We start from the raw sequence: 24,679 nt of genomic DNA, 5'->3' as shown, positions 1-24,679 counted from the left end.
TGAATCGGGGCCTGGCATTCGACCTTGGTCGGGCGGCGAAACCTTTTGAAATGTCTAGACTGCGCATCTTGCCTCCGTTGCCCGAGAAAAACTCCATGTACCGTGATCGTATTCGCTTGCCTTCTCTTTCCAGCAAGGTGATGAGCGCGGCTGACGCTGCCGCCCTGATCCAGGACGGCATGACCGTCGGCATGAGCGGCTTCACCCGCGCCGGCGAGGCCAAGGCCGTCCCTCATGCACTGGCCGAGCGCGCCAAGCTGTCACCGCTGAAGATCACCCTGATGACCGGCGCCAGCCTGGGCAACGACCTCGACAAGCAGCTCACCGAAGCCGGTGTCCTGTCGCGGCGCATGCCGTTCCAGGTCGACAGCACCCTGCGCAAGGCGATCAACGCCGGCGAAGTGATGTTTATCGACCAGCACCTGTCGGAAACCGTCGAGCAACTGCGCAACAAGCAGCTCAAGCTGCCGGACCTGGCGGTCATCGAGGCCGTGGCGATCACCGAGCAGGGGCATATCGTGCCGACCACCTCGGTGGGCAACTCGGCCAGCTTCGCCATCTTCGCCAAGCAGGTGATCGTCGAGATCAACCTCGCGCACAATCCGAACCTGGAAGGCCTGCACGACATCTATATCCCCAGCTATCGCCCGACCCGTACGCCGATCCCGCTGGTCAAGGTCGATGATCGCATCGGCAGCACCGCGATCCCGATCGATCCGGCCAAGATCGTCGCCATCGTGATCACCAACCAGCCCGACTCGCCGTCCACCGTGACCCCGCCGGACGCCGACACCCAGGCCATCGCCGACCACCTGATCGCCTTCCTCAAGGAAGAAGTGGCCGACGGGCGCATGACCAACAGACTCGGCCCGCTGCAGGCCGGCATCGGCAATATCGCCAACGCGGTGATGTGCGGCCTGATCGACTCGCCGTTCGAAGACCTGACCATGTACTCCGAGGTACTGCAGGACTCGACCTTCGACCTGATCGACGCGGGCAAGCTGTCGTTCGCCTCCGGCAGTTCGATCACCTTGTCGAGCCGGCGCAACAGCGATGTGTTCGGCAACCTGGAACGCTATAAAGAGAAGCTGGTGCTGCGTCCGCAGGAAATCTCCAACCACCCGGAAGTAGTGCGCCGCCTCGGTATCATCGGCATCAACACCGCCCTGGAGTTCGACCTGTACGGCAACGTCAACTCCACCCATGTCTGCGGCACGCGGATGATGAACGGCATCGGCGGTTCCGGGGACTTCGCGCGCAACGCGCACCTGGCGATCTTCGTCACCAAGTCGATCGCCAAGGGCGGGGCGATCTCCAGCGTGGTGCCGATGGTCAGCCATGTGGACCATACCGAGCATGACGTCGATATCCTCGTCACCGAAATCGGCCTGGCCGACCTGCGCGGCCTGGCGCCACGGGAGCGGGCGAGGGCGGTGATCGACAACTGCGTGCACCCGATGTACCGCGAGGCACTCGACAGTTACTTCGAACGTGCCTGCGCCCTGGGCGGCCACACACCGCACATCCTGCGCGATGCACTGAGCTGGCACATCAACCTGGAAGAAACCGGGAAAATGCTGGCCGACTGATTGATACAGTTTCCCGCTGACGCAAACACAGTTTCGTCAGCGGGAGCGCCTTCCCCAAACAACTGATAAAAACTGTACTGCTGTACCGGTCATTTTCCTGCTGAAACCTCCCCCGATTTCCCCCATTCGACCAAAAATGCACCAATATTGTGCCGACAGGTACAGTTGCCTCAATTATGAGCAGTACAGCACCTATAAACAGTTAACTGGTCCCTCACAATACAGATGAACTGTATCTAGAGAGACTAGGCAAAGAGGAGGATCATTGGCATCAGTTAAACCACTACCTAATCCCGCCATAAGCGGAAGGATGTCAATCATGGAACGTACACTCAGTTCCGACCTGTTCTACGAAAACACCGCTACCAACGCTCAAGCTGCCCTGCCTCTGCGCGTTCTCGCCAACCTGATGCTGTGGCAGCGCCGTATCGCCAGCCGCCATCAACTGGCTCGCCTGGATGCTCGCCTGCTGGCCGATGCCGGTATCAGCGAAGCACAGCGCTACGAAGAGTTGAGCAAGCCGTTCTGGCGCTAAGCAGCGCTCGCTGGCCCTGACCCACCGGGTCCACCGCCAGCACCCGAATTGAAAAAACAGAGCCCGTCGCGGGAAACCGCGACGGGCTTTGTCGTTTCCGGCCCCGGGATTGTCCGATGGAACGGGAAACACCCGGACATGTACAGTTTTAAATAAATTAAAAATGAACCGGTACAGTTTATGAAATCCGACGAAAAGGCTCTAGCCCGGCTATCAGGACGACAGAACCGGCTTTCCGTCCACCGGGAACTCCGCCTACTATCGCGGTCATAGGTAGCCCGCAGCGCGGAATGTGCGTCTGAGGTTCATCGCTTATCGCGTCCGAGTGGCCGTTGTTGCCTTGCGCCACTGTTCCTACTCATGTCCAGGAGATCCACCATGTCCCGTCTTCGCCTGCTCAGCGCTGCTGCCCTGTTGTGCCTGGCCGCCACGGCCAATGCCAGCAGCTTCATCGTCACCACCGACTCCCTGGTCGGCGCCCTCAAGGCCACTTCCGACGCGACGTCCGATGCCACTTCGTCGTTGCGTGACAACAAGATCGTACGCGCCGCCCAAGACGACGCCGCCAGCTTCGTCGCCAGCGACGGGCAGATCCGCAGCGTGAAGCTGGAAAGCGCATTCGACACGATTCGGCGCCAGGCGCCACAACTGCAAGCCAGCGATGCACAACTGGCCCAGGCGATCCTGGCGATCTGAACCGAATGATCTGCAGGAGCCGGGCTTGTCGGGACGCCGCATCGCCGCGAAGGGGCCGTTGAAATTGTCAAAAGCTTCGCGGGCAAGCCCAGCTCCTGCAAAGGACCGCGCTTGAGTGTTGAAAGGGTGTGCAACGTTGCACGATATTTCATCGATAATTGGCGCGCTGGCTCTGGTCCGCGCATTCCGCTAGCCTTGACGCTCGTTCATTCAGCCCTCGAGACCCATGCGTTCACTATCCTTATTGCTCATAGCACTCTGCTGGATCACTCAGGCCCACGCATTCGACCTGACCACACAAGGCGTCGTCATCAGCGGTTATGCCACCAGCCAGGTGACCACCGCGCCCTTCGACCATAAACTGATACTGGCGGCCCAGGATGACGCCGCAGCCTTTGTCGCCAGTGACGGCCGGTTACGCGGCGCACGACTGGAGTCGGCCCTGGCCTGGCTGCGCCGGGCCCAGCCAAAACTTCATGCCAGCGACCTTGAACTGGCCGAGGCAATTCTCGTCCAATAGTCACTTCTGTATCCCGGAGACACTTCATGCGTACCCCCCTGATCGCCGCTACCCTCGGCCTGTTGTTGCTGGCCGACGTGGCTTCGGCGCATACCCTGGTGGCCACCAGCAACATCATCGTGCGTGCCTCGGGCCGTACCATCGATTTCACCTCGGACACCACCACCTCGATCCGCGACTCGAAAGTGGTTCGCGAAGCCCATGACGATGCCGCCAGTTTTGTCGCCAGCCATGGCGAGATCCGTGGAGCGCAACTGGAAGCCGCCTTCAATGCCCTGCGTACCCAGGTGCCGGAAGCCCGCGACGCCAGCGACCAGACCCTCGCCGAAGCCATTCTCGCTCTGTGAGGCCACTTGCCGGCTGGCTGCTGGCCTGCGCGCTGTTGCTCAGTGGCAACGCGGCCCAGGCCGGCCTGCAACTGCGGCTCAAGACCGACGGCCTGAGCCCCGCCGAACAGAGTGCCAGCCAGGTCCTGCTCGATGAGGCCATGGCGCACCTGCCGCCACGCTTTATCGAGCAGCTGGACCGACGCATCGACGTCGGCTGGTCGACCGATATGCCGGCCAATGCCTACGGGCAGGCAACCCTGGTCGCGGAGCTGGACCTCAACCGCAACCTGCTCCCCGGCCTGGTGGACGGCTCCGCGGCCAGCAAGAAGACCAACCGCCCCCATGGCACCGTGCGCGAGGAAATGCTCGCCACCGTGCTCCATGAGCTCACCCACATCTATGACCGCGCCCGCCTGTGGCCCGATGCCGAACGCACGCTGATCCAGCGCTGCAGCCGACAGAACGACAACACCGGCCTGATCGGCCTGCCCGACCAATGCCGGGGCCAGACCAACCGACGCTTTACCCTCAGCGACGACCCGCGCCTGCTGGACCTGGCCGGCTGGCAGCAGTCGGTGGGCACCCGCGGCCAGCGCGAGCAGCACAACAAGCAGGTCGCCCGCAGCCCGGATATCTACGAGACCACCAATCCCAAGGAGTTCGTCGCGGTCAACATGGAGTACTTCCTCCTCGACCCGGCCTACGCCTGCCGTCGGCCGGCACTGTACCGCTATTACCAGGAACGCTTCGGCTGGGCGCCGCCGGCGAAGGACAACTGCGACAAGGCCTTCCCGTTCCTGAATGCCGGCAACGATTTCGGCAAGACCCCGCTGGGCCGGATCGATCCCGAGCGGGTCTATGAAGTCGACTACCTGTTGGCCGAAGCCAACCAGAACTGGGTCAGCCGCTGGGGCCACAGCATGTTGCGCCTGGTGATCTGCGCCCCCGGCCGTCCACGCGGACCGGATTGCCGGCTGGACCTGGACCAGCACCTGGTGCTGTCGTACCGCGCCTTCGTCAACGACGTGCAACTCTCGACCTGGGGTGGCCTGACCGGTGCCTATCCGTCGCGGCTGTTCGTCCTGCCGCTGGCCCAGGTCATCGACGAATACACCAAGACCGAACTGCGCAGCCTGGCCTCGGTGCCGCTGAAACTGTCGCGCCGGGAAATCGAGGAAGTCGTCGAGCACGCCGCCGAAATGCACTGGAGCTACGACGGCAACTACTACTTCGTGACCAACAACTGCGCCGTCGAGACCCTCAAGCTGTTGCGCAGCGGCACCGACAATGCCCAGCTCAAGGGCCTGGATAGCATCATGCCAAACGGGCTGCTGGAAGTGCTCAAGGGCCGTGGCCTGGCCGACACCAGCGTGCTCGACGACCCGCGTGAAGCCCTGCGCCTGGGGTATCGCTTCGACTCCTACCGCGACCGCTACCAGGCGATGTTCGAAGTGCTGAAGAAACACCTGCCGATCAGGCAGGAAACCGTCGAAGACTGGTTGTCGCTGTCCCCGGAAGAACGCCGCCCCTGGTTCGCCCAGGCCGACCTGCGCACCAGCGCCGCCTTGCTGCTGCTGGAGCAGGCGGGCTATCGCCGGCAACTGCTGCTGGCCCAGGACGAGGTCAAGCAGAAGTACCTGGGCGGACGCGATATCAAGGACGGCGGCATGGACCAGGCCAACCGTACCTTGCAGGCCATCCTCGCCAACAGCGGCTTCCTCAGTCGCCCGGCGGAACTGCTCGGCAGTGGTGGCTATGGCCTGCCGCAACCGGGCGAATGGCAGCGTCTGGAAGCCGAAAGCAGCCAGCGCCAGCAACAGCTGCAACGCCTCACCGGCGACCTGGACAAGGAAGTGCGCAAACTCCTCGACCCGGCGCGCGAGGCCGAGATCGAAGCCAGCGAAGCCAACCTGAAGCTGGTCGGCGAGCACCTGCGCAGCCTGCACAAGGCCGCGGGCGGGCTCGAATTGCCCTGACCGCATGTATTTGTGGGAGCCGGGCTTGTCCGCGAAGAACCATAACGCGATCCGCCTGTCGCTGCGCGTTCGTGGGCAAGCCCACTCCGACCAGCGCGCGGTGCCCAGACAACGCCCATGACCTTCCGTCCGACTTTCAGCAACGAAAGCTGGCTGAAAGCTTGCCCCATTAGCATCGCCTCACCGCCGGCACCAGACCGGTCGGCCGTGGCGCGTCTCGCAGACGCTCAACGGCCCAATCAACAACAACAATTGGTGATACCGATGTCCGCTACGACCCGCCTGTTCGCTGCAACTCCGCCCGTGCCTCCCGCGCTGACCGCCCTGCGCTGACCCCAGTCGCTTCGCCTTTCCCTAGCCGCGTTACGCCCGGAGTATCCCCATGCTGACTTTCCTTGGCTTCGCCATGGTCATTACCTTCATGTACCTGATCATGACCAAGCGCCTGTCCGCGCTGATCGCGCTGATCATCGTGCCGATCATCTTCGCCCTGTTCGGCGGCTTCGCCCCCAGCATCGGCAAGATGATGATCGAAGGCATCACCAAGCTCGCGCCGACCGGCGTGATGCTGATGTTCGCCATTCTCTATTTCGCCCTGATGATCGACTCCGGCCTGTTCGACCCGGCCGTGCGCAAGATCCTCAAGCTGGTCAAGGGTGACCCGCTGAAAGTCTCGGTCGGCACCGCCGTGCTGGCCCTGGTGGTGTCCCTCGACGGTGACGGCGCCACCACCTACATGATCTGCGTCGCCGCCATGCTACCGCTGTACAGCCGCATCGGCATGAGCCCGCGGATCATGGCCGGGCTGATCATTCTCGCCGGCGGCGTGATGAACATGACCCCCTGGGGCGGCCCGACCGCCCGTGCCGCCAGCGCGCTGCACGTCGACCCGTCGGATATCTTCGTGCCGATGATCCCGGCCATGTGCGCCGGGGTGGTCGCGATCCTGCTGATCGCCTACTTCTACGGCAAGCGCGAGCGTGCCCGCCTCGGTGAACTGCATGTGCTCGGCGACGATATCGACCACAGTGAAATCAGCGTCTCGCAATTCCCCGATGCCCGTCGGCCGAAACTGCTCTGGTTCAACGGTGCCCTGACCCTGGGCCTGATGTGCGCGCTGATCGCCGGGCTGTTGCCCCTGCCGGTCCTGTTCATGGTCGCGTTCAGTATCGCCATGATCGTCAACTACCCGTGCCTGCAACAACAGAAGGACCGTATCGCGGCCCACGCCGGCAGCGTGCTGGCAGTGGTCGGGCTGATCTTCGCCGCGGGCATCTTCACCGGTATCCTGTCCGGCACCGGCATGGTCGACGCCATGTCCAAGAGCCTGCTGGCGGTGATTCCACCGGCGCTGGGCCCTTACCTGGCGGTGATCACCGCGCTGGCCAGCATGCCGTTCACCTTCTTCATGTCCAACGATGCGTTCTACTACGGCGTGCTGCCGGTGCTGGCCGAAGCCGCCAGCCACTACGGCATCACCGCCGTGGAAATGGCACGTGCCTCGATCGTCGGCCAACCCGTCCACCTGTTGAGCCCGCTGGTACCATCGACCTACCTGCTGGTCGCCCTGGCCGGTATCGAGTTTGGCGATCACCAACGGTTTACCCTGAAATGGGCAGTGCTGGTGTGCTTGTGCATACTAGTGGGAGCACTACTGCTGGGGACCTTCCCGTTTTTCGGCAGTCTGTAAAGACAACGATTCACCGCCACCCCGGCGACCGGACCCGGTAAAGCACAGGTCGGCGCCGGGGCGGCCCAACACTCGCGCAAAGGAATACACATGGACTGGCTGACCAACCCGGAAATCTGGGTTGCCTTCTTCACCCTGACCGCCCTGGAGATTGTCCTGGGCATCGACAACATCATCATGATCTCGATCCTGGTCAGCCGCATGCCCAAGCACATGCAGCAGCGCACCCGGATCTTCGGCCTCGCCCTGGCGATGGTCACGCGGATCCTCCTGCTGCTGTCGATCACCTGGGTCATGCGCCTGACCGCCGACCTGTTCGTGGTCTTCGGCCAGGGCATTTCCGGACGCGACCTGATCCTGTTCTTCGGTGGCCTGTTCCTGCTGTGGAAAAGCTCCCAGGAGATCTACCACGGCCTGGAAGGCGAAGACGAGGAAGTCGGCGACGAACCCAAGGGCAAGGGCGGCAACTTCCTCTACACCATCATCCAGATCGCGATCATCGACATCGTGTTCTCGCTGGATTCGGTGATCACCGCGGTCGGCATGGTTTCCCATGTGCCGGTGATGGTCGCGGCCATCGTCGTGGCGGTACTGGTGATGATGCTGGCTTCGAAGTCCATCGGCGACTTCATCGACAAGCACCCGTCGCTGAAGATGCTCGCCCTGTCGTTCCTGATCGTGGTCGGCACCGTGCTGATCGCCGAAGCCTTCGAAGTGCATGTGCCAAAAGGCTACGTCTACTTCGCCATGGCGTTCTCCCTGGCCGTGGAAGCGATCAACATCAAGATGCGCACCGCGATGCAGAAAAAGAAACAGCAGCAGGATCCGGTGAAACTGCGCAAGGATGTTCCGGGTCAATAAACCCGAAGCGTCGGCAACCACAGGAAAGGGGCTTCGCTGCCCCTTTTTTGCGTCCGCAGGAAGCTGAATTTGTGACAGTTTTGTTTCAAGGCAGGCTTTGACTATGCGATGCTGGCGCTTGGCCCGATAGCCGACTAAAGCTTAAGGACAAGTCGTAGAAAGGCGCGCGGTATATACATTGGCCCGTTCAGGGCACTGGAACTCCAGGGGGCCCCTTCATGCTCACCCTGCTCAATCTGCTTTCCGCCGTGACCCTGCTGATCTGGGGCACGCACATCGTCCGGACCGGTATCCTGCGGGTCTACGGCTCCAACCTGCGCCATGTCATCGGCCAGAACATGGCCCGGCGCCCGCTGGCCTTTGTCGCCGGTATCCTGGTCACGGCCATGGTCCAGAGCAGCAACGCCACGGCGATGCTGGTGACCTCCTTTGTCGGCCAGGGCCTGATGGCGCTGACCCCGGCCCTGGCAACCATGCTCGGCGCCGACGTCGGCACCGCGCTGATGGCCCGGGTGCTGACCTTCGATCTGTCCTGGCTGTCGCCGCTGCTGATCTTCCTCGGGGTGATCTTCTTCCTCTCGCGCAAACAGACCCGCGCCGGGCAACTGGGCCGCGTGGGCATCGGCCTCGGGCTGATCATCCTCGCCCTGCAACTGATCGTCGAAGCCGCCGCGCCGATCACCCACGCCCAGGGCGTGAAGGTGGTCTTCGCCTCGCTGACCGGCGATATCCTGCTCGACGCCCTGGTCGGCGCACTGTTCGCCATGATCTCCTACTCCAGCCTCGCCGCCGTACTGCTCACCGCGACCCTGGCGGGCGCCGGGGTGATCAGCCTGCCGGTGGCCATCGGCCTGGTGATCGGCGCGAATATCGGCAGCGGCGTGCTGGCTTTCCTCGGCACCAGCATGCAGAACGCCGCGGGCCGCCAGGTCGCGCTCGGCAGCCTGCTGTACAAACTGATCGGCCTGCTGCTGATCATCCCGGTGCTGACCCCGCTGGTGCACTGGATCGACAGCCTGGACTTCAGCCCGCAGGAAATGGTCATCGGCTTCCACCTGCTCTACAACACCGTACGCTGCCTGGTGCTGCTGCCCAGCGTCGGGCCCATGGCGCGGCTGTGCGCCTGGCTGCTGCCGGAACGGCCGGAGGCCAACGGCAAGGTCAAGCCACGCCACCTCGACCCCGCTGCCCTCGACACGCCGAGCCTGGCGCTGTCCAGCGCCGTGCGCGAAACCCTGCGCATCGGCGACCTGATCGACAACATGCTCGCCGCCATGCTGGACGTACTGCGGGGCAAGCAGACCGCCGTCGCCATCGAGATGCGCCGCCTGAGCGACGACGTCGAAGTGCTCTACAGCGCGGTCAAGCTCTACCTGGCGCAGATGCCCCGGGAAGACCTCGGCGAGCAGGACAGCCGGCGCTGGGCGGAAATCATCGAGCTGGCGATCAACCTGAAACTGGCATCCGACCTGATCGAGCGCATGCTGCGCAAGGTCCAGCAACAGAAAACCGCGCAACGCCGCTCGTTCTCGGATGTCGGCCTGGAAGAACTGGCCGGCCTGCACAGCCAGTTGATCGACAACCTGCGCCTGGGCCTCTCGGTGTTTCTCAGCGCCGACCGGGAAAGTGCCCGCCAGTTGCTGCGGGAAAAACGCCGCTTCCGCGCCCAGGAACGGCGCCTGGCCCACGCCCATGTCAGTCGCCTGCAACGCAAGATCGTCCAGAGCATCGAGACCAGCTCCCTGCATCTGGAGCTGATTGCCGACATGAAGCGTCTGAATTCGTTATTCTGCAGCAGCGCCTATGTGGTCCTGGAAACCTCCGAGACCGGCGCGCTGGCCTCGGAAGAAACAGCCGATATCACCCACTCGCCTTGAACGTCCACGGTTTCACCGTTGTCTGTGCGTAGGAACCTGTCCTCGGAAAATGGTTATGCGTTGCCTGCTGTTCGTGTGCCTGCTGCTCAGCCTTGCCCCCGCCCATGCCCTTGATCGCTTCCAGGTCGAGGGTTATCAGTTGCCCAACGGCCTGCAACTGCTGCTCAAGCCCGGCAGCGAACGCGGGCATGTGGCGATCCGCCTGGTGGTGGGCGTCGGCTTCGACGATTTCGCCTGCGCCGACAAGGAACTGCCGCACCTGCTCGAACACCTGCTGTTCAGCGGCATCGACGGCAGCGGCGAGGGCGGCCTCGAGGAACGCATGCAGGCCCTCGGTGGCGAGTGGAACGCCTACACCAGCGACGCCGATACCACCTTCGTGATCGAGGCACCGGCCAACAACCAGCGCAAGATCCTCGACCTGCTGCTGGCCGTCCTGACCCGGACCCGCTTCAGCGACGCCGATATCGCCGCCGCCAAGCAGGTGGTCGAGCGCGAGGACGGCGGTCACTACTCGCACTTGCAGCGCTGGCTGGATATTCAGGAGAGCGGGCACCGCAGCAGCGATCAGCTGGCCGTGGAACTGGGCCTCAAATGTCCCGGGCGGGCAGGGGTCGAGCACCTGACCCGCGAACAGCTGGAGGCGGTACGCAAGAACTGGTACGCGCCGAACAACATGACCCTGATCATAGTCGGCGAGCTCGATCGCCTGCTGCCGGCCTATCTGGACCGGGCCTTTGGCGCACTGCAGCCGGTCGAGCCCAACGACCACCTGCCACTGCCGCAGATCCTCCACCACGGCGCCGCGCAGCGCGACCTGACCCGTGGCTGGGTCGGCAACGGCGCGAAGATCCACTGGCTGTTTCCCGAGCCGGTGCTGGAGGATCAACCCGACGAAGCCCTCGACCTGCTCAAGGACTACCTCGACTGGGCGCTCTACCGTCAGTTGCGGCTGGCCCACAGCCTGTCCTATGGCCCATGGAGCGAACGCGAGGTGCTCGGCGGCGTCGGCTTCTTCAGCCTGAATGCCGATGTCGAACGGGACAACCTCGGCGAGGCGAAGCAGGTGCTGGCCGAGCTGAAGGCACAACTGCTCAAGGACGGCCTCGACCCGACGACCTTCGCCCGCCTGCAACAGGCCGCCGTTGCCCGTCAGGCCTGGGCAGTGCAGGGTAACAGTGCCCTGGCCGACTATTACTGGGGCGCCCTGGGGGATTACGAAGACGGCCATTTCAGCAACCCGGCCAAGGCCTTGCAGGCCGTGACGCTCAAGGATGCCAACCAGGCCCTGCAGAAACTGTTCGAACAGCCGGGCTACCTGCGGATCGAGAAACCGCTGTTCAGCTATGACCAGTTGCTGTGGCTGGGCGCGGGCCTGCTCGGGCTGATCGTGCTCGGCCTGCTGGGCTGGCGCGCCTGGCGCCGCCACCAGATCCCCCGTCCGTGAAGGATCGTTCCCACGCTCCGCGTGGGAATGCCTCCCTGGACGCTCTGCGTCCGCTTTGTGACGCCGAGCGTCACGGGCTGCATGCTTTGCCGCGCGTGGCAACGATCACCACTGGCACCAGGAACCATCAAATACGCTTGCTCCCATCCCCGGCGTTAAAACGGTATTGTGTCAGGGTATTTCTCCCGCCAGCCCTGTGAATCGCCGAATGCCGAAACTGACCCTCTTGATCCAGCGCCTCCTCGAACTGATGAAGCGTTATCCGGGGGTTATCGCGGCCTTTGGCTTCTGCTCGGGGATCGCCAGTTTCATCCTGGTCGACCGCCAGCAGAGCAAGGCCAGCCTGATCGCCATCGTGCTGTTGCTGAGCTGGCTCTGGCTGATGCTGGAAAACGCCCTGACCCAACTGTTCAGCCGGCTGTTCAAGCGCGAGATCCCGGAACCGCTGTTGCGTTATGCGACGCAATTGATCCACCAGGAAAGCCTGTTCTTCGTCCTGCCATTCTTTTTCATCACCACCACCTGGAACAGCGGCCAACTGGTGTTCACCAGCCTGCTCGGCGCGGCGGCGCTGGTGTCGATCACCGACCCGCTGTACTACAAGTGGCTGGCGCCGAAACGCTGGCTGCTGCTCGGCCTGCATACCCTGACGCTGTTCGCCGCGTTGCTCACCGCGCTGCCGATCATCCTGCACCTGACCACCGCCGAGAGCTACAAGCTGGCCCTGGGTACCGCCATGCTGCTGTCGATCCCCAGCCTGGCGGTGAGCCTGCCGCTGCGCAGCGTGCGCGGCTGGCTGATGCTGGTCAGCGTGACCCTGGCCATCGGCGGCTCGGGCTGGCTGCTGCGCTCCTGGGTCCCGCCCGCGACCCTGTGGATGACCGAAGTCGCGGTGACCACGCAATTGCAGGACCGCACCCCCGGTGACAGCCTGAAACAGGTCAGCGCCAGCCAGGTGCGCAACGCCGGGCTCTATGCCTACACTTCGATCAACGCACCGCGCGGACTGGACGAGCGGATCTACCATGTCTGGGAATTCAACGGGCAGGAGGTCGACCGGATCGCCCTGGATATCCACGGTGGGCGCAAGGAGGGCTATCGTGCCTGGACCCACAAGCAGAACTTCCCGGCCGACCCGAGCGGACACTGGCTGGTGCGGGTGCTCACCGAGGACGGGCAGATGCTCGGCGTATTGCGTTTCGAGATCACCGACCAGCAACCGTCGGCAAACACCGCACAAGGGTCCTAGTGATTCGCCGACCGGTCGTGCTATTAAAGTGCTTTGCGCAAACGCCTATCCAGCACGGAGCTCATGATCATCAGCGCGATGGCCGGCAATGCCCAATTGGACACCTCGAGCACGCCCGTACGCCTGCGGATCAGCGGCGACTGGACGCTGGCCCACTACACCGCGCTGAAAAAGCGCACCGCCGGGCTGATCGGCAACTATGACGCCGCCGCGGCCGTCGACCTCGACCAACTGGGCGCCCTCGACACCGCCGGCGCCTCGTTGCTGGTGGAACTGCTGGGTGCCGAACGCCTCGGCCAGCTGGCCGACCATGCCGAGCACCTGTCCGCCGCCGACCGCGCATTGCTGCAAACCGTGTACTGCTCGCTGGCGGACTTCTGCGAACCGGTCAAGGAACCGGAACAGGCCGCCGGCATGCAGTTGCTCGAAAGGATCGGCCGCGCCGTCGACCAGGTGTGGAAAGACACCCTGCAACTGCTGGGCTTCATCGGCCTGATCCTCGAGACCTTCGCCCGCAGCCTGTTGCGCCCCTCGCGCTGGCGGATCACGCCCATGGTCGCCCACATCGAACAGACCGGCCTCGACGCCGCGCCCATCGTTGCGCTGCTGACCTTCCTGGTGGGAGCCGTGGTGGCGTTTCTCGGCGCGACCGTACTGGCAAGCTTCGGCGCCAGTATCTTCACCGTGGACCTGGTGGCGTTCTCCTTCCTGCGTGAATTCGGCGTGCTGCTGACCGCGATCCTGATGGCCGGTCGCACCGCCAGCGCCTTTACCGCGCAGATCGGCTCGATGAAGGCCAACGAGGAAATCGACGCCATTCGCACCCTCGGCCTCGATCCCATGGAGTTGCTGGTGCTGCCACGGGTCCTGGCGCTGCTGATCGCGCTGCCGATGCTGACCTTCCTCGCCATGCTCTGCGGGATTGTCGGCGGCGGCGTGGTCTGCGCGCTGTCGCTGGGCATCTCGCCGGCAATGTTCCTTTCCCTGCTGCAGGCCGATATCGGCGCCCAGCACTTCCTGGTCGGCCTGGTGAAGGCACCGTTCTTTGCCTTCCTGATCGCCGCCGTCGGCTGCCTGGAGGGCTTCAAGGTCAGCGGCAGCGCCGAGTCGGTCGGCGCCCACACCACCTCCAGCGTGGTCCAGTCGATCTTTATCGTGATCGTGCTGGACGCCGTCGCCGCCCTGTTCTTCATGGAGATGGGCTGGTGAGCCGGGTGGCGCGGCCGCCCAGCGAAGCGGCGATCAGGAGCGAAGCGGTGATCCAGGTCCGCGGCCTGTGCAATCGTTTCGGCAGCCAGAGCGTGCACGAGAACCTCGACCTGGACCTGTACAAGGGCGAGATCCTCGCCGTCGTCGGCGGCTCCGGCAGCGGCAAGTCGGTGCTGATGCGCAGCATCATCGGCCTGCGCCGGCCCAGCGAGGGCGAGGTGCGGGTGTTCGGCCAGGACCTGCCGAGCCTCTCGGAACAGGCCCGCTCGCAGGTCGAGCGGCGCTTTGGCGTGCTGTTCCAGAAGGGCGCGCTGTTTTCCTCGCTGACCGTCACCGAGAACGTCGCCCTGCCGCTGATCGAACACGCCGGCCTCAGCCGCGTCGACGCCGAGCACCTGGCCTGTGTGAAACTGGCCCTGGCCGGATTGCCGCTGTCCGCCGCCAACAAATACCCGGCTTCGCTGTCCGGCGGCATGATCAAGCGGGCCGCCCTGGCCCGGGCCCTGGCGCTGGACCCGGATATCCTGTTTCTCGACGAACCCACCGCCGGCCTCGATCCCATCGGCGCCGCCGCCTTCGACCAGTTGATCCTGACACTGCGCGATGCCCTGGGCCTGAGCGTGTTCCTGGTCACCCATGACCTCGACACCCTCTACACCATCACCGATCGGGTGGCGGTGCTGGCACAGAAACGCGTACTGGTGGCGGACGCCATCGAACGGGTCGCCGAAACCGACGACCCGTGGATTCACGAATACTTCCATGGCCCCCGTGGCCGCGCCGCATTCGAAGCGGCGACACCGCTCAAGGAGGGATGAGATGGAAACCCGTGCCCATCATGTGATGATCGGCCTGTTCAGCGTACTGGTGGTGCTCGGCGCCCTGTTCTTCGGCCTGTGGCTGGCCAAGTCCAGCGTCGACACGGCCTTCAAGGACTACGAGGTGGTCTTCAACGAGGCGGTCAGCGGCCTGTCCAAGGGCAGCCCGGTGCAGTACAGCGGGATCAAGGTCGGTGACGTGCTGCAACTGAGCCTCGATCCGAAGGATCCGCGCCGGGTCCTCGCGCGCATCCGCCTGCTCGGCGACACCCCGATCAAGGAAGACACCCGGGCCAAGCTGGCCCTGACCGGCATCACCGGCACCTCGCTGATCCAGCTCAGCGGCGGCACCCCGCAAAGCCCGGAGCTGAAGGGCAAGGACGGCAACCTGCCGGAGATCATCGCCACGCCATCGCCCATTTCACGCCTGCTGAACGACAGCAACGACCTGATGAGCGGCATCAACCTGCTGCTGCACAACGCCAACGCCATGTTCTCCCGGGAGAACGTCGAGCATGTCAGCCAGACCCTCGACAACCTCCAGCAGACCACCGGCGCCATCGCCGGCCAGCGCGACGATATCCGCCAGACCCTGCAGCAGATGACCCAGGTCAGCAAGCAGGTGAGTGCCACCCTGGAACAGACCTCGCTGCTGATGCGCAACGCCAACAACCTGCTCGACAAGCAGGGCACCCAGGCCCTGGGCAGCGCCGAACGCGCCATGCAATCGCTGGAACAGAGCAGCGCTACCATCAACAAGCTGCTGGCCAACAATCAGGATTCGGTCAACAGCGGCTTGCAAGGCCTCAATGAGCTGGCCCCGGCGATCCGCGAGCTGCGTGACACCCTGAGTACCCTGCGGACCATTTCGCAACGCTTGAACGCCAACCCCAGCGGCTATCTGCTCGGCCGTGACAAGAACAAGGAATTCACCCCATGAGGCCTGCCCGTCGCGCCCTGAGCCAACTGACCCTGATCACCGGCCTGGCCCTGGGCAGCGCCTGCTCGATCCTGCCCCAGGCGGAACCGGCGGATGTCTATCGACTGCCGACGGCACAGAACAGCCTCCCGGCCGCCAACAGCCTGCCGGTCGACTGGTCGTTGCGGATTGCCAAGCCCGTTGCCAGCGATGCGCTGAACAACCCGAACATCGCCGTGGTGCCCCAGGGCGACCTGATCAGCCACTACAAGGCTTCGCGCTGGAGCGATCCGGCGCCGGTGCTGCTGCGCAACCGTATTCTCGACGCCTTCCAGCGCGACGGTCGGGTGCGCCTGCTGAGCACCGACGACAGCAACCTGCAGGCGGATTTCGAGCTGGGCGGAGAGTTGCAGGCGTTCCAGACCGAATACCGCGGACAGGACGCCGAGGTGGTGATCCGTTTCGATGCGCGGCTGGTGCGCGGCAGTGACCAGCGGATTCTCGCCAGCCGGCGCTTTGAAGTGCGCCAGCCGATCGGTGACAAGCAAGTGCCCGGCGTGGTCGCGGGCTTCGGCCAGGCCGGCGACAAACTGACCGGGCAGGTGATCGGCTGGGCGGTGCAGCAGGGCGAGAGCTCGGCTAAACGCTGAGGGCCCTATCGCTGGCAAGCCAGCTCCCACAGGGTTCCCGACTCAACGATATTTCGCGGTGAGACACCGAACCATGAGAGCTGGCTTGCCAGTTCCCACAGGGTTCCCGGCCCAACCATATTTCGCGGTGAGGCACCGAACCATGGGAACTGGCTTGCCAGCTCCTACAAGGTTCTCGGCTCAACGCTATTTCGTGGTGAACTCCGTACTGTAGGAGCTGGCTTGCCGGCGATGGCCGCTGAATCTTGCATCGCCCTCACAGACGAGCACTGGTTTTAGCCGAAGAACCAGTAACACACCCCAATGGCCGCCAGCACCCCGGCCAGCTCCGCCAGCAGGGCGCAGCCCACCGCATGGCGGGCGCGCTGGATATTCACCGCGCCGAAGTACACCGCCAGCACATAGAAGGTGGTTTCGGTACTGCCCTGGATGGTCGCCGCCACAAGGGCCGGGAAACTGTCCACGCCCTGGGTCTTCATGGTCTCGATCAGCATCGCCCGGGCGGCGCTGCCGGAGAACGGCTTGACCATCGCCGTCGGCAGCGCATCGACAAAACGCGTGTCCCAGCCGGCCCACTGCACCAGGTGGCGAATGCCGTCGAGACCGAAGTCCAGCGCCCCGGAAGCGCGCAGCACACCAATCGCACAGAGCATCGCCACCAGGTACGGCAACAGGTTCCTGGCAACGTCGAAGCCTTCCTTGGCGCCTTCGATGAACGCCTCGTAGACCTTCACCTTGCGCAGCGCGCCGATCACCAGGAACAGCATGATCAGGCCGAACAGGGTCAGGTTGCCGAGGATCGACGACAGGGCCGCCAGGGCTGTCGCCGACAAGCCGGCCAGCACCGCCATGAAGCCACCGAGGATCAGCGCGCCGGGAACCAGATAGGCCAGCACCACCGGGTCCCACAGGCGCAGGCGCTGCATCACCGCCACCGAGAGCAGGCCGACCAGGGTCGAGGCGCTGGTGGCGAGGAGGATCGGCAGGAACACCAGGGTCGGGTCGGGCGCCCCCTGCTGGGCGCGGTACATGAAGATGGTCACCGGCAGTAGGGTCAGCGACGAGGCGTTGAGCACCAGGAACAGGATCTGCGCATTGCTCGCCACGGTCTGGCTCGGATTGAGCTCCTGCAGGGCGCGCATGGCCTTGAGGCCGATGGGCGTGGCGGCGTTGTCCAGGCCCAGGCCGTTGGCGGCGAAATTGAGGGTGATCAGGCCGATGGCCGGGTGGCCGCGCGGCACTTCCGGCATCAGGCGGCTGAACAGCGGGCCGAGGGCCCTGGCCAGCCAGTCGACGATCCCGGCCTTTTCGGCGATCCGCAGGAAACCGAGCCAGAGGGTCAGGGTGCCGAACAGCAGGACCATCACCTCGACCGACAGCTTGGCCATGGCGAAGATGCTTTCCACCATGACGGCGAAGATCCCGCTGTTGCCGCCCACCAGCCATTGCGCCAGGGCCGAGACCATTGCCACCAGGAAGAAGCCGAGCCAGAGGCCATTGAGCATCGAAAGAACTCCTTGAAGATGCGGCGAATGATAGCGGTCGGGCCGAAAACAACAAACCCCGGAAAGTCCGGGGTTTGTCTGTGCCGCTGATCGTTCCCACGCTCCGCGTGGGAATGCAGCCCTCGACGCTCTGCGTCGCCGCCAAAAAGCCGGACGCGGAGCATCCGGTGAGGCATTCCCACGCGGAGCATGGGAATGCCCGGTCATCAGCCCTTGGCGGTCTCGCCGGCCGGCAGCGGCGCCTTGCTGCGCCAGTGCGGCAGGGAATTCCAGTAGCGCTGGCCCTTGGCATCGTCGTACATGCCTTCCCAACGGGCGATCACCAGCACCGCCAGGGCATTGCCGATCACGTTCAGGGCGGTACGCGCCATGTCCATCACGCGGTCGACACCGGCGATGAAGGCCAGGCCTTCCAGCGGAATGCCCACGCTGCCCAGGGTCGCCAGCAGCACCACGAAGGACACGCCCGGTACGCCGGCAATGCCCTTGGAAGTAACCATCAGCGTCAGCACCAGCAGCAATTGCTGGCTGATGGACAGGTCGATGCCGTACAGCTGGGCAATGAAGATCGCCGCGATGCTCTGGTACAGGGTCGAACCGTCGAGGTTGAACGAGTAGCCGGTCGGGACCACGAAGCTGCAGATGGCCTTCGGCGCACCGTAGGCTTCCATCTTCTCGATCACCCGTGGCAACACGGTTTCCGAACTGGCGGTGGAGTAGGCCAGGACCAGCTCGTCCTTGAAGATGCGCATCAGCTTGAGCACCGAGAACCCGAACAGACGGGCAATCAGGCCGAGCACGACAAAGGCGAAGAAGATGATCGCCACGTAGACCAGCACCACCAGCTTGGCCAGAGGCAGCAGCGAGGCGAAACCGAAGTTGGCCACGGTCACCGCGATCAGGGCGAACACACCGATCGGCGCGTAATTCATGATCATGTGGGTGACCTTGAACATGCTTTCCGAGACGCCCTGGAACATCTTCACCAGCGGGTCGCGCAGTTCCGCCTGCAGGCTCGACAGCCCGAGGCCGAACAGCACCGAGAAGAAGATGATCGGCAGCATCTCGCCACGCGCCATGGCGGCAAAGATGTTCGAGGGAATCAGGTTGAGGATGGTTTCGATGAACGCATGCTCATGCTGCACTTCGGCGGCGGTCGCCTGGTACTTGGAGATATCCACGGTACCGAGGGTGCTCATGTCGATGCCCGTGCCCGGATGGAACACGTTGGCCAGCAGCAGGCCGACGACAATGGCGATGGTGGTGACAATTTCGAAGTAGATGATGGTCTTGAGGCCGATGCGTCCCAGCTTCTTCGCATCGCCGACACCGGCGATGCCGACCACCAGCGAGGAAATGACAATCGGGATCACGATCATCTTGATCAGGCGGATAAAGATGTCGCCCGCCGGTTGCAGGACATTACCGACCCACCAGGCCTTTTCGGCACTGAAATGGTTGAGCAGCGCGCCGATTGCAATCCCCAGTACCAGACCGATGAGGATCTGCCAGGCGAGGCTGAGCTTTGCCTTCTTCATGTCATTACCCTTACTTCAAGTTGACTCGGGCAGAAGCCTCTTGCCCGCACGTCTTGGCGCGCGCAAAGGATGGGCATCTGCCTCATGGAAGGTCACCGCGAGCGAGCCTGAAGGCTCTTTGGCAGGCGAAAAAAGGCGCAACTATTCCGATGCAAGGGTGGCACGTCTAATGCCGTAAACGCCTACCCTATGCCGAATCGGCATGGACTACGTCGGCTTAAACAGGCTTCCACAGCACCGAGAACAAGACGTTTCTGCCGCTGAAACTACCGTAAACCGGCCATTCCAGAGCAATTACTCTTATCTCAAGGGACGAATAAAAGACTACAGAATTTGCGTAAAAGTCTTACAAATTCAAGGGTTGGCAGAACACCAGCGAGGGATTTTTCTAGATATACGGTCGCGCCGCGGATTGGATCCGATACTAATCAGCACTTAATGTCAGAACGACATAGCGACGAAACAGCGGCAAGCCACAGGGACCGCCCTGCAGATTGCCGCCTGTTGCCTTCGCCTGACCCGGCCCTTGCGCAGGCACTCCCTGTACCCGTAGGTCGCTCCGATCCTGAAACAATCAGAACATCCCGGCCCCCTGGTCATGCACCCGCCGTCCTCGGGCGGTGCAGGGGTAGAAACCCATGTCGGGCTTCTGCTCTTTCAATGCATCGAACTCAGTACCAGTTCGGGTCTTTCTTCAGTTGCTCCTTCAACAGTGCCTGCATGCCCGCGTCCGGCTTGCCGAGGAAACGATAGTCGGCATGACGGGTTGGCGACTTGTCGGCGGGCAGTCCGGCCGGCACTTCCACCAACATCGCATAGGCGTCTTTCTTGTCGAGACCGAAGGCGACGATCAGGCGCTTGTTGAGGCAAGTGTCCGCGGTTTCGCACAAGGGGCCGACGAGGTATTTGTCGCCATCCTCCTGCACCGCGTTCATCTGCTCGGCGCTGCCCGACAGGTTCATCACCCATTCCGGCAGGCGCTCCTCTTTCTTCACCACGTCCTGCCAGGCCTGGCGGTACTCGGGGGAAGAGCTCAAGAGCTCGTTGGCCCGAGTCTGGCCGTCGTTGGCCGCCAGCGCCAGGCCGCCGCCGCCCAGCATCACGCCGGCGACGAGGACCCTGAGGGTTGGCAAGAACATGTTCAGCCCCGTCCGCGCCGACCGAAGAAGAACGACGCGACAAACATCACCAGGAACACGACAAAGAGAATCTTGGCGATACCCGTGGCGGTGCCCGCGATACCACCGAAGCCCAGCACTGCGGCGACTATGGCAATGATCAGGAATGTGATTGCCCAGCTCAACATGATGATTCTCCTTACCTAGACCTGCATTTTTTTGGCTGCTGCCTTTTACTGCCTGTTACTGCTTGCTGCTGCGAAACGCCCTGCGGCTTTCCGCCTGTTGCCTAGAACACCCAGCGTTCCTGCCGTGGCAGATCGGCCGGCGATTCGGCTTGCTCGACCGGCATCAGGGTGTAGGCGCCGCGGTCGACCGAAGCCGGTCCGGCAGCGCTGAAATGAGTCTGGGTCGGGGCATGGAAAAACATGGGGCGCGCTTCGACCACCGGCTGGCTCCAGCGTTGAAACGCCTGGCCCGCGATCAGCGTCACGAGCAACGCCAGGAGGGCAAACAGCCCTTGCTGCAAGTGCAGTGGCGAGATACGCAATTGCGCGGCACGTTGGCGATTCATCCTGAAGCTCCTCCGACACAGTATTTATTCTGGGTTGACGCGGCGAGGGCCGGTTCAACCTCGGGCAAGAAGACTATTGCAGCCTGCATGCCAGCTTTTTTGTCAGATAAATACCAATGAAATCAGTGAGTTATAAACAAACAAAAACAACGCGGAGCAGCATCCTGCACGATGCCCGGATTGTGGTCGTGCGAAATGCACGATAGGTTCATGCAAGAGCGCCTAGAATGCTGGAACAAATCAGCCACAAATCAGCCGGAATTAGCTGAGGCGTCGGCTGTCGGAAGCAAAGAGATCAAAAAATTCCCGAAATCAGCGGGTTAGCAATCGGGGGTAGAGACCGTTACCCTGCAGGTCATGGCCTCGATCAGAAGGGATCATGCAACCTGCCCGACCCGTCCGGGATCCATCAGGAACATTCATAATTAAGGAGCGTGGGACATGGAATCCGCCACGGAACACCAAGGCCGTATTCTGCTGGTGGATGATGAGTCCGCCATCCTTCGCACCTTTCGCTACTGCCTGGAAGACGAAGGCTATAGCGTCGCCACGGCCAACAGCGCCGCCCAGGCCGACACCCTGCTGCAGCGCCAGGTATTCGACCTGTGCTTCCTCGACCTGCGCCTGGGCGAAGACAACGGCCTCGACGTGCTCGCCCAGATGCGCATCCAGGCGCCGTGGATGCGGGTGGTGATCGTCACGGCCCACTCTGCCGTCGACACCGCTGTCGACGCGATCCAGGCCGGTGCCGCCGACTACCTGGTCAAGCCTTGCAGCCCCGACCAACTGCGCCTGGCCACGGCCAAGCAGCTGGAAGTCCGGCAGTTGTCGGCACGCCTGGAGGCCCTCGAAGGCGAAGTGCGCAAGCCCAAGGACGGCCTCGACTCCCACAGCCCGTCGATGATGGCGGTGCTGGAAACCGCCCGCCAGGTCGCGGGTACCGACGCCAACATTCTCATTCTCGGCGAATCCGGGACCGGCAAGGGCGAACTGGCCCGGGCCATCCACGGCTGGAGCAAACGCGCGAAGAAATCCTGCGTCACCATCAACTGCCCGTCGCTGACCGCCGAACTGATGGAAAGCGAGTTGTTCGGCCATAGCCGCGGAGCCTTTACCGGTGCCAGCGAAAGCACCCTGGGCCGGGTCAACCAGGCCGACGGCGGCACCCTGTTCCTCGACGAGATCGGCGATTTCCCGCTGACCCTGCAACCCAAGCTGCTGCGGTTTATCCAGGACAAGGAATACGAACGGGTCGGCGATCCCGTGACCCGCCGGGCCGACGTGCGCATCCTCGCCGCCACCAACCTGAACCTGGAAGACATGGTGCGCGACGGACGCTTCCGCGAAGACCTGCTCTACCGGCTGAACGTCATCACCCTGCACCTGCCACCCCTGCGCGAACGCAGCGAGGACATCCTGACCCTGGCCGACCGTTTCCTCGCGCGCTTCGTCAAGGAGTACGCCCGGCCCGCCCGTGGCTTCAGCGACGAGGCCCGCGAGGCGCTGATCAACTACCGCTGGCCGGGCAATATCCGTGAACTGCGCAACGTGGTCGAACGCGCCAGTATCATCTGCCCGCAGGAACGCGTGGAGATCAGCCACCTCGGCATGGCCGAGCAACCGACCAACAACGCCCCGCGCATCGGTGCCTCGATGAGCCTGGACGAGCTGGAGAAAGCCCATATCGGCGCGGTCCTGGCCACCAGCGACACCCTCGACCAGGCCGCCAGGACCCTGGGTATCGACGCCTCGACGCTGTACCGCAAACGCAAACAGTACAACCTGTGAGCCAGCGCCCATGAAGCTTGCGATGAAGTTGCGCACCCGGCTGTTCCTGAGCATTTCGGCACTGATCACCGTGGCCCTGCTGGGCTTGCTGCTGGGCCTGGTGGGCGTGATGCAAATGGCCAAGAGCCAGGAGTCATTGATCGGCGACAACTTCACCACCCTCGACCTGGGCCTCAAGCTGCGCCAGAGCCTGGGCGACCAGTTGATCATCATGCTCAGCGAAAAGCCCGACCAGGCAGCCCTCCAGGCCGCGCGCGCGCACTATCAGGAACTGCTGCGCGAAGGCATCGACCACGAACAGAACAGCGACCTGCGTGGCGGCTTCGCCCAGGCCCGCATCGACTACGAGCACTTCCTGCAGGTCTTCGACCGCTCCCGCAACGGTATGGCCGGCAACGACGAGCTCACCGAGAGCTTCAACACCCTGCGCAACGGACTGATCGTCGAACACAGGCAGGCCCTGGAAAACATCAGCGCCACGGAAAGCGAAGCCCGTGACCGCGCCCTGCTGATCGCCGGCCTGCTGGGCGTGGTCGGGCTGGCGGTACTGATCGTCGGCTTTATCACCGCCCACGGTATCGCCCAGCGTTTCGGCGCGCCCATCGAGGCGCTGGCCAAGGCGGCGGACCATATCGGCCAGGGCAACTTCGAAGTCACCCTGCCGATTTCCTCCGCCGATGAACTGAACCAGCTGACCCGCCGCTTCGGCATCATGGCCGAGGCCCTGCGCCAGCACCAGGCAACCAATATCGATGAGCTGCTGACCGGCCAGCAGCGCTTGCAATCGGTGCTCGACAGCATCGACGACGGGCTGCTGATGATCGATCGCCAGGGTCACCTGGAACACCTCAACCCGGTGGCCCAACGCCAGTTGGGTTGGGATGCCGAGCGTCTCGGCCAGGGCCTGGGCGACGCCCTCGGGCGGCCGGAGCTGGACGAGCAACTGAGCCTGATCCTGCGCGGCGGCAGCCTGGAACGGGCACCGGAGGACCTTGAGGTGGAGGTCGAAGGCGAATCCCGCCTGCTGACCTACAGCCTGACGCCGGTCAGCCATCCCCAGGGACATATCCTCGGTGCGGTCATGGTGCTGCACGACGTCACCGAGCAGCGGGCCTTCGAGCGTGTGCGCAGCGAGTTCGTCCTGCGCGCCTCCCACGAGCTGCGCACCCCCGTGACCGGCATGCACATGGCCTTCGGCCTGTTGCAGGAGCGCGTGCACTTCGACAGCGAATCGCGTGAAGCGGACCTGCTGAACACGGTCAACGAAGAGATGCAGCGCCTGATGCAACTGATCAACGACCTGCTGAATTTCTCGCGCTACCAGAACGGCCTGCAAAAGCTCACGCTGGCGCCCTGCGACATTGAGGAACTGCTGGAAAAAGCCCGCGACCGTTTTGCCGACCAGGCCCTGCGCCAGGGCATCGACCTGCAGATCGAGGTCCAGCCGCCGCTGCCGCGCCTGCACGCCGACCATCCGCAACTGGAACGGGTGATCGACAACCTGCTGGACAACGCCCTGCGCCACACCGCCGACGGCGGACAGATCCGCCTGCAGGCGCGGCGGCATGGCGAGCGGGTGATCATCAGTGTCGAAGACAACGGCGAGGGCATCGCCTACGGCCAGCAGGGGCGGATCTTCGAACCCTTCGTCCAGGTCGGACGCAAGAAAGGCGGGGCCGGCCTGGGCCTGGCCCTGTGCAAGGAAATCGTCCAGTTGCATGGCGGACGCATGGGCGTCTACTCAAGACCGGGGCAGGGCACCCAGTTCTATATGGCGCTGCCACTCTAGGG

General features: G+C 63.6%; 22 protein-coding genes. 17 read left to right on the top strand and 5 right to left on the bottom strand.

What is annotated here, in order from left to right; all coding sequences use genetic code 11:
• The first annotated feature begins 95 nt into the window (after positions 1 to 95).
• The 15 genes from ACL9RJ_RS22430 to ACL9RJ_RS22360 all read left to right on the top strand — a co-directional run bounded on the left by ACL9RJ_RS22430 (position 96) and on the right by ACL9RJ_RS22360 (position 16,365).
• Entirely contained in the window at positions 96 to 1,589 is a 1,494-nt protein-coding gene (locus tag ACL9RJ_RS22430; protein ID WP_017129174.1) for an acetyl-CoA hydrolase/transferase family protein, read from the top strand.
• A gap of 319 nt (positions 1,590 to 1,908) precedes the next feature.
• Complete coding sequence (locus ACL9RJ_RS22425) at positions 1,909 to 2,124, top strand: DUF1127 domain-containing protein (RefSeq protein ID WP_017129175.1); 216 nt, start codon at positions 1,909 to 1,911, stop codon at positions 2,122 to 2,124.
• A 378-nt stretch (positions 2,125 to 2,502) separates the two neighbouring features.
• The gene (locus ACL9RJ_RS22420; RefSeq protein ID WP_017129176.1) at positions 2,503 to 2,820 is read left to right on the top strand and encodes a DUF2388 domain-containing protein; all 318 of its coding nucleotides are present in this window, start codon (positions 2,503 to 2,505) and stop codon (positions 2,818 to 2,820) included.
• A 226-nt stretch (positions 2,821 to 3,046) separates the two neighbouring features.
• Positions 3,047 to 3,340, top strand: coding sequence for a DUF2388 domain-containing protein (locus ACL9RJ_RS22415; protein WP_042936968.1), 294 nt, complete (start codon positions 3,047 to 3,049; stop codon positions 3,338 to 3,340).
• 26 nt (positions 3,341 to 3,366) lie between these two features.
• The gene (locus ACL9RJ_RS22410; protein ID WP_017129178.1) at positions 3,367 to 3,687 is read left to right on the top strand and encodes a DUF2388 domain-containing protein; all 321 of its coding nucleotides are present in this window, start codon (positions 3,367 to 3,369) and stop codon (positions 3,685 to 3,687) included.
• Positions 3,684 to 5,645 (top strand): DUF4105 domain-containing protein, encoded by a 1,962-nt coding sequence (locus ACL9RJ_RS22405; RefSeq protein WP_177118818.1) that lies wholly within the window; start codon positions 3,684 to 3,686, stop codon positions 5,643 to 5,645. The genes ACL9RJ_RS22410 and ACL9RJ_RS22405 overlap by 4 nt, the downstream gene beginning before the upstream one ends.
• A 382-nt stretch (positions 5,646 to 6,027) precedes the next feature.
• The gene (locus tag ACL9RJ_RS22400; RefSeq protein WP_017129180.1) at positions 6,028 to 7,335 is read left to right on the top strand and encodes a CitMHS family transporter; all 1,308 of its coding nucleotides are present in this window, start codon (positions 6,028 to 6,030) and stop codon (positions 7,333 to 7,335) included.
• A 90-nt stretch (positions 7,336 to 7,425) separates the two neighbouring features.
• Entirely contained in the window at positions 7,426 to 8,196 is a 771-nt protein-coding gene (locus ACL9RJ_RS22395; RefSeq protein ID WP_017129181.1) for a TerC family protein, read from the top strand.
• A 218-nt stretch (positions 8,197 to 8,414) separates the two neighbouring features.
• The gene (locus tag ACL9RJ_RS22390; protein WP_017129182.1) at positions 8,415 to 10,073 is read left to right on the top strand and encodes a Na/Pi cotransporter family protein; all 1,659 of its coding nucleotides are present in this window, start codon (positions 8,415 to 8,417) and stop codon (positions 10,071 to 10,073) included.
• 55 nt (positions 10,074 to 10,128) lie between these two features.
• On the top strand, positions 10,129 to 11,520 hold the full coding sequence (locus tag ACL9RJ_RS22385) for a M16 family metallopeptidase (RefSeq protein ID WP_422765687.1): 1,392 nt from the start codon (positions 10,129 to 10,131) through the stop codon (positions 11,518 to 11,520).
• A gap of 208 nt (positions 11,521 to 11,728) precedes the next feature.
• Positions 11,729 to 12,769 (top strand): DUF5924 family protein, encoded by a 1,041-nt coding sequence (locus ACL9RJ_RS22380; RefSeq protein WP_177107308.1) that lies wholly within the window; start codon positions 11,729 to 11,731, stop codon positions 12,767 to 12,769.
• A gap of 63 nt (positions 12,770 to 12,832) precedes the next feature.
• Positions 12,833 to 13,978 carry an ABC transporter permease gene (locus tag ACL9RJ_RS22375; protein WP_017129184.1) on the top strand — a complete coding sequence of 382 codons (1,146 nt, stop codon included), beginning with the start codon at positions 12,833 to 12,835 and terminating at the stop codon, positions 13,976 to 13,978.
• A 32-nt stretch (positions 13,979 to 14,010) separates the two neighbouring features.
• The gene (locus ACL9RJ_RS22370; RefSeq protein WP_177087473.1) at positions 14,011 to 14,796 is read left to right on the top strand and encodes an ABC transporter ATP-binding protein; all 786 of its coding nucleotides are present in this window, start codon (positions 14,011 to 14,013) and stop codon (positions 14,794 to 14,796) included.
• Between the two features lies 1 nt (position 14,797).
• Positions 14,798 to 15,736 (top strand): MlaD family protein, encoded by a 939-nt coding sequence (locus tag ACL9RJ_RS22365; RefSeq protein ID WP_177087433.1) that lies wholly within the window; start codon positions 14,798 to 14,800, stop codon positions 15,734 to 15,736.
• A complete protein-coding gene (locus tag ACL9RJ_RS22360) occupies positions 15,733 to 16,365 on the top strand; it encodes an ABC-type transport auxiliary lipoprotein family protein (RefSeq protein WP_177118819.1) in 633 nt (210 codons plus the stop codon). The genes ACL9RJ_RS22365 and ACL9RJ_RS22360 overlap by 4 nt, the downstream gene beginning before the upstream one ends.
• Before the next feature lie 275 nt (positions 16,366 to 16,640).
• On the opposite strand, the gene ACL9RJ_RS22355 is transcribed toward ACL9RJ_RS22360, so the two are convergent.
• The 5 genes from ACL9RJ_RS22355 to ACL9RJ_RS22335 form a co-directional block, all read right to left on the bottom strand.
• Positions 16,641 to 17,870 carry a nucleoside recognition domain-containing protein gene (locus ACL9RJ_RS22355; RefSeq protein ID WP_017129188.1) on the bottom strand — a complete coding sequence of 410 codons (1,230 nt, stop codon included), beginning with the start codon at positions 17,868 to 17,870 and terminating at the stop codon, positions 16,641 to 16,643.
• Positions 17,871 to 18,076: 206 nt separating this feature from the next.
• A complete protein-coding gene (gltP, locus tag ACL9RJ_RS22350; RefSeq protein WP_422765686.1) occupies positions 18,077 to 19,408 on the bottom strand; it encodes a glutamate/aspartate:proton symporter GltP in 1,332 nt (443 codons plus the stop codon).
• A 671-nt stretch (positions 19,409 to 20,079) separates the two neighbouring features.
• Complete coding sequence (locus ACL9RJ_RS22345) at positions 20,080 to 20,547, bottom strand: inhibitor of vertebrate lysozyme family protein (protein ID WP_017129191.1); 468 nt, start codon at positions 20,545 to 20,547, stop codon at positions 20,080 to 20,082.
• A 2-nt stretch (positions 20,548 to 20,549) separates the two neighbouring features.
• Entirely contained in the window at positions 20,550 to 20,714 is a 165-nt protein-coding gene (locus ACL9RJ_RS22340) for a DUF1328 domain-containing protein (protein ID WP_007989444.1), read from the bottom strand.
• Positions 20,715 to 20,815: 101 nt separating this feature from the next.
• A complete protein-coding gene (locus ACL9RJ_RS22335; protein ID WP_017129192.1) occupies positions 20,816 to 21,100 on the bottom strand; it encodes a hypothetical protein in 285 nt (94 codons plus the stop codon).
• A gap of 441 nt (positions 21,101 to 21,541) precedes the next feature.
• Between ACL9RJ_RS22335 and algB the strand changes: the two genes are divergently transcribed.
• Positions 21,542 to 22,888, top strand: coding sequence for a sigma-54-dependent response regulator transcription factor AlgB (algB, locus tag ACL9RJ_RS22330; RefSeq protein WP_017129193.1), 1,347 nt, complete (start codon positions 21,542 to 21,544; stop codon positions 22,886 to 22,888).
• Between the two features lie 10 nt (positions 22,889 to 22,898).
• Positions 22,899 to 24,677 carry a KinB sensor domain-containing domain gene (locus ACL9RJ_RS22325; RefSeq protein ID WP_042936974.1) on the top strand — a complete coding sequence of 593 codons (1,779 nt, stop codon included), beginning with the start codon at positions 22,899 to 22,901 and terminating at the stop codon, positions 24,675 to 24,677.
• Positions 24,678 to 24,679 lie beyond the last annotated feature (2 nt).

The sequence above is a fragment of the Pseudomonas sp. Mn2068 genome (assembly GCF_049319725.1).
Taxonomy (GTDB): domain Bacteria; phylum Pseudomonadota; class Gammaproteobacteria; order Pseudomonadales; family Pseudomonadaceae; genus Aquipseudomonas; species Aquipseudomonas gingeri.
The sequence above is the reverse complement of the archived record's forward strand: the minus strand, read 5'-3'. Positions and strand labels throughout refer to the sequence as shown.

Bases quoted from the DNA above. Each gene is read 5' to 3' on its own strand.
- ACL9RJ_RS22365 (WP_177087433.1), top strand. From the start codon at position 14,798: ATGGAAACCCGTGCCCATCATGTGATGATCGGCCTGTTCAGCGTACTG.
- ACL9RJ_RS22335 (WP_017129192.1), bottom strand. From the start codon at position 21,100: ATGAATCGCCAACGTGCCGCGCAATTGCGTATCTCGCCACTGCACTTG.
- ACL9RJ_RS22395 (WP_017129181.1), top strand. From the start codon at position 7,426: ATGGACTGGCTGACCAACCCGGAAATCTGGGTTGCCTTCTTCACCCTG.
- ACL9RJ_RS22340 (WP_007989444.1), bottom strand. From the start codon at position 20,714: ATGTTGAGCTGGGCAATCACATTCCTGATCATTGCCATAGTCGCCGCA.
- ACL9RJ_RS22360 (WP_177118819.1), top strand. From the start codon at position 15,733: ATGAGGCCTGCCCGTCGCGCCCTGAGCCAACTGACCCTGATCACCGGC.
- ACL9RJ_RS22355 (WP_017129188.1), bottom strand. From the start codon at position 17,870: ATGCTCAATGGCCTCTGGCTCGGCTTCTTCCTGGTGGCAATGGTCTCG.
- ACL9RJ_RS22400 (WP_017129180.1), top strand. From the start codon at position 6,028: ATGCTGACTTTCCTTGGCTTCGCCATGGTCATTACCTTCATGTACCTG.
- ACL9RJ_RS22380 (WP_177107308.1), top strand. From the start codon at position 11,729: ATGCCGAAACTGACCCTCTTGATCCAGCGCCTCCTCGAACTGATGAAG.
- algB (WP_017129193.1), top strand. From the start codon at position 21,542: ATGGAATCCGCCACGGAACACCAAGGCCGTATTCTGCTGGTGGATGAT.
- ACL9RJ_RS22375 (WP_017129184.1), top strand. From the start codon at position 12,833: ATGATCATCAGCGCGATGGCCGGCAATGCCCAATTGGACACCTCGAGC.
- ACL9RJ_RS22325 (WP_042936974.1), top strand. From the start codon at position 22,899: ATGAAGCTTGCGATGAAGTTGCGCACCCGGCTGTTCCTGAGCATTTCG.
- ACL9RJ_RS22390 (WP_017129182.1), top strand. From the start codon at position 8,415: ATGCTCACCCTGCTCAATCTGCTTTCCGCCGTGACCCTGCTGATCTGG.
- ACL9RJ_RS22425 (WP_017129175.1), top strand. From the start codon at position 1,909: ATGGAACGTACACTCAGTTCCGACCTGTTCTACGAAAACACCGCTACC.
- ACL9RJ_RS22410 (WP_017129178.1), top strand. From the start codon at position 3,367: ATGCGTACCCCCCTGATCGCCGCTACCCTCGGCCTGTTGTTGCTGGCC.
- ACL9RJ_RS22420 (WP_017129176.1), top strand. From the start codon at position 2,503: ATGTCCCGTCTTCGCCTGCTCAGCGCTGCTGCCCTGTTGTGCCTGGCC.
- gltP (WP_422765686.1), bottom strand. From the start codon at position 19,408: ATGAAGAAGGCAAAGCTCAGCCTCGCCTGGCAGATCCTCATCGGTCTG.
- ACL9RJ_RS22430 (WP_017129174.1), top strand. From the start codon at position 96: ATGTACCGTGATCGTATTCGCTTGCCTTCTCTTTCCAGCAAGGTGATG.
- ACL9RJ_RS22345 (WP_017129191.1), bottom strand. From the start codon at position 20,547: ATGTTCTTGCCAACCCTCAGGGTCCTCGTCGCCGGCGTGATGCTGGGC.
- ACL9RJ_RS22385 (WP_422765687.1), top strand. From the start codon at position 10,129: ATGCGTTGCCTGCTGTTCGTGTGCCTGCTGCTCAGCCTTGCCCCCGCC.
- ACL9RJ_RS22415 (WP_042936968.1), top strand. From the start codon at position 3,047: ATGCGTTCACTATCCTTATTGCTCATAGCACTCTGCTGGATCACTCAG.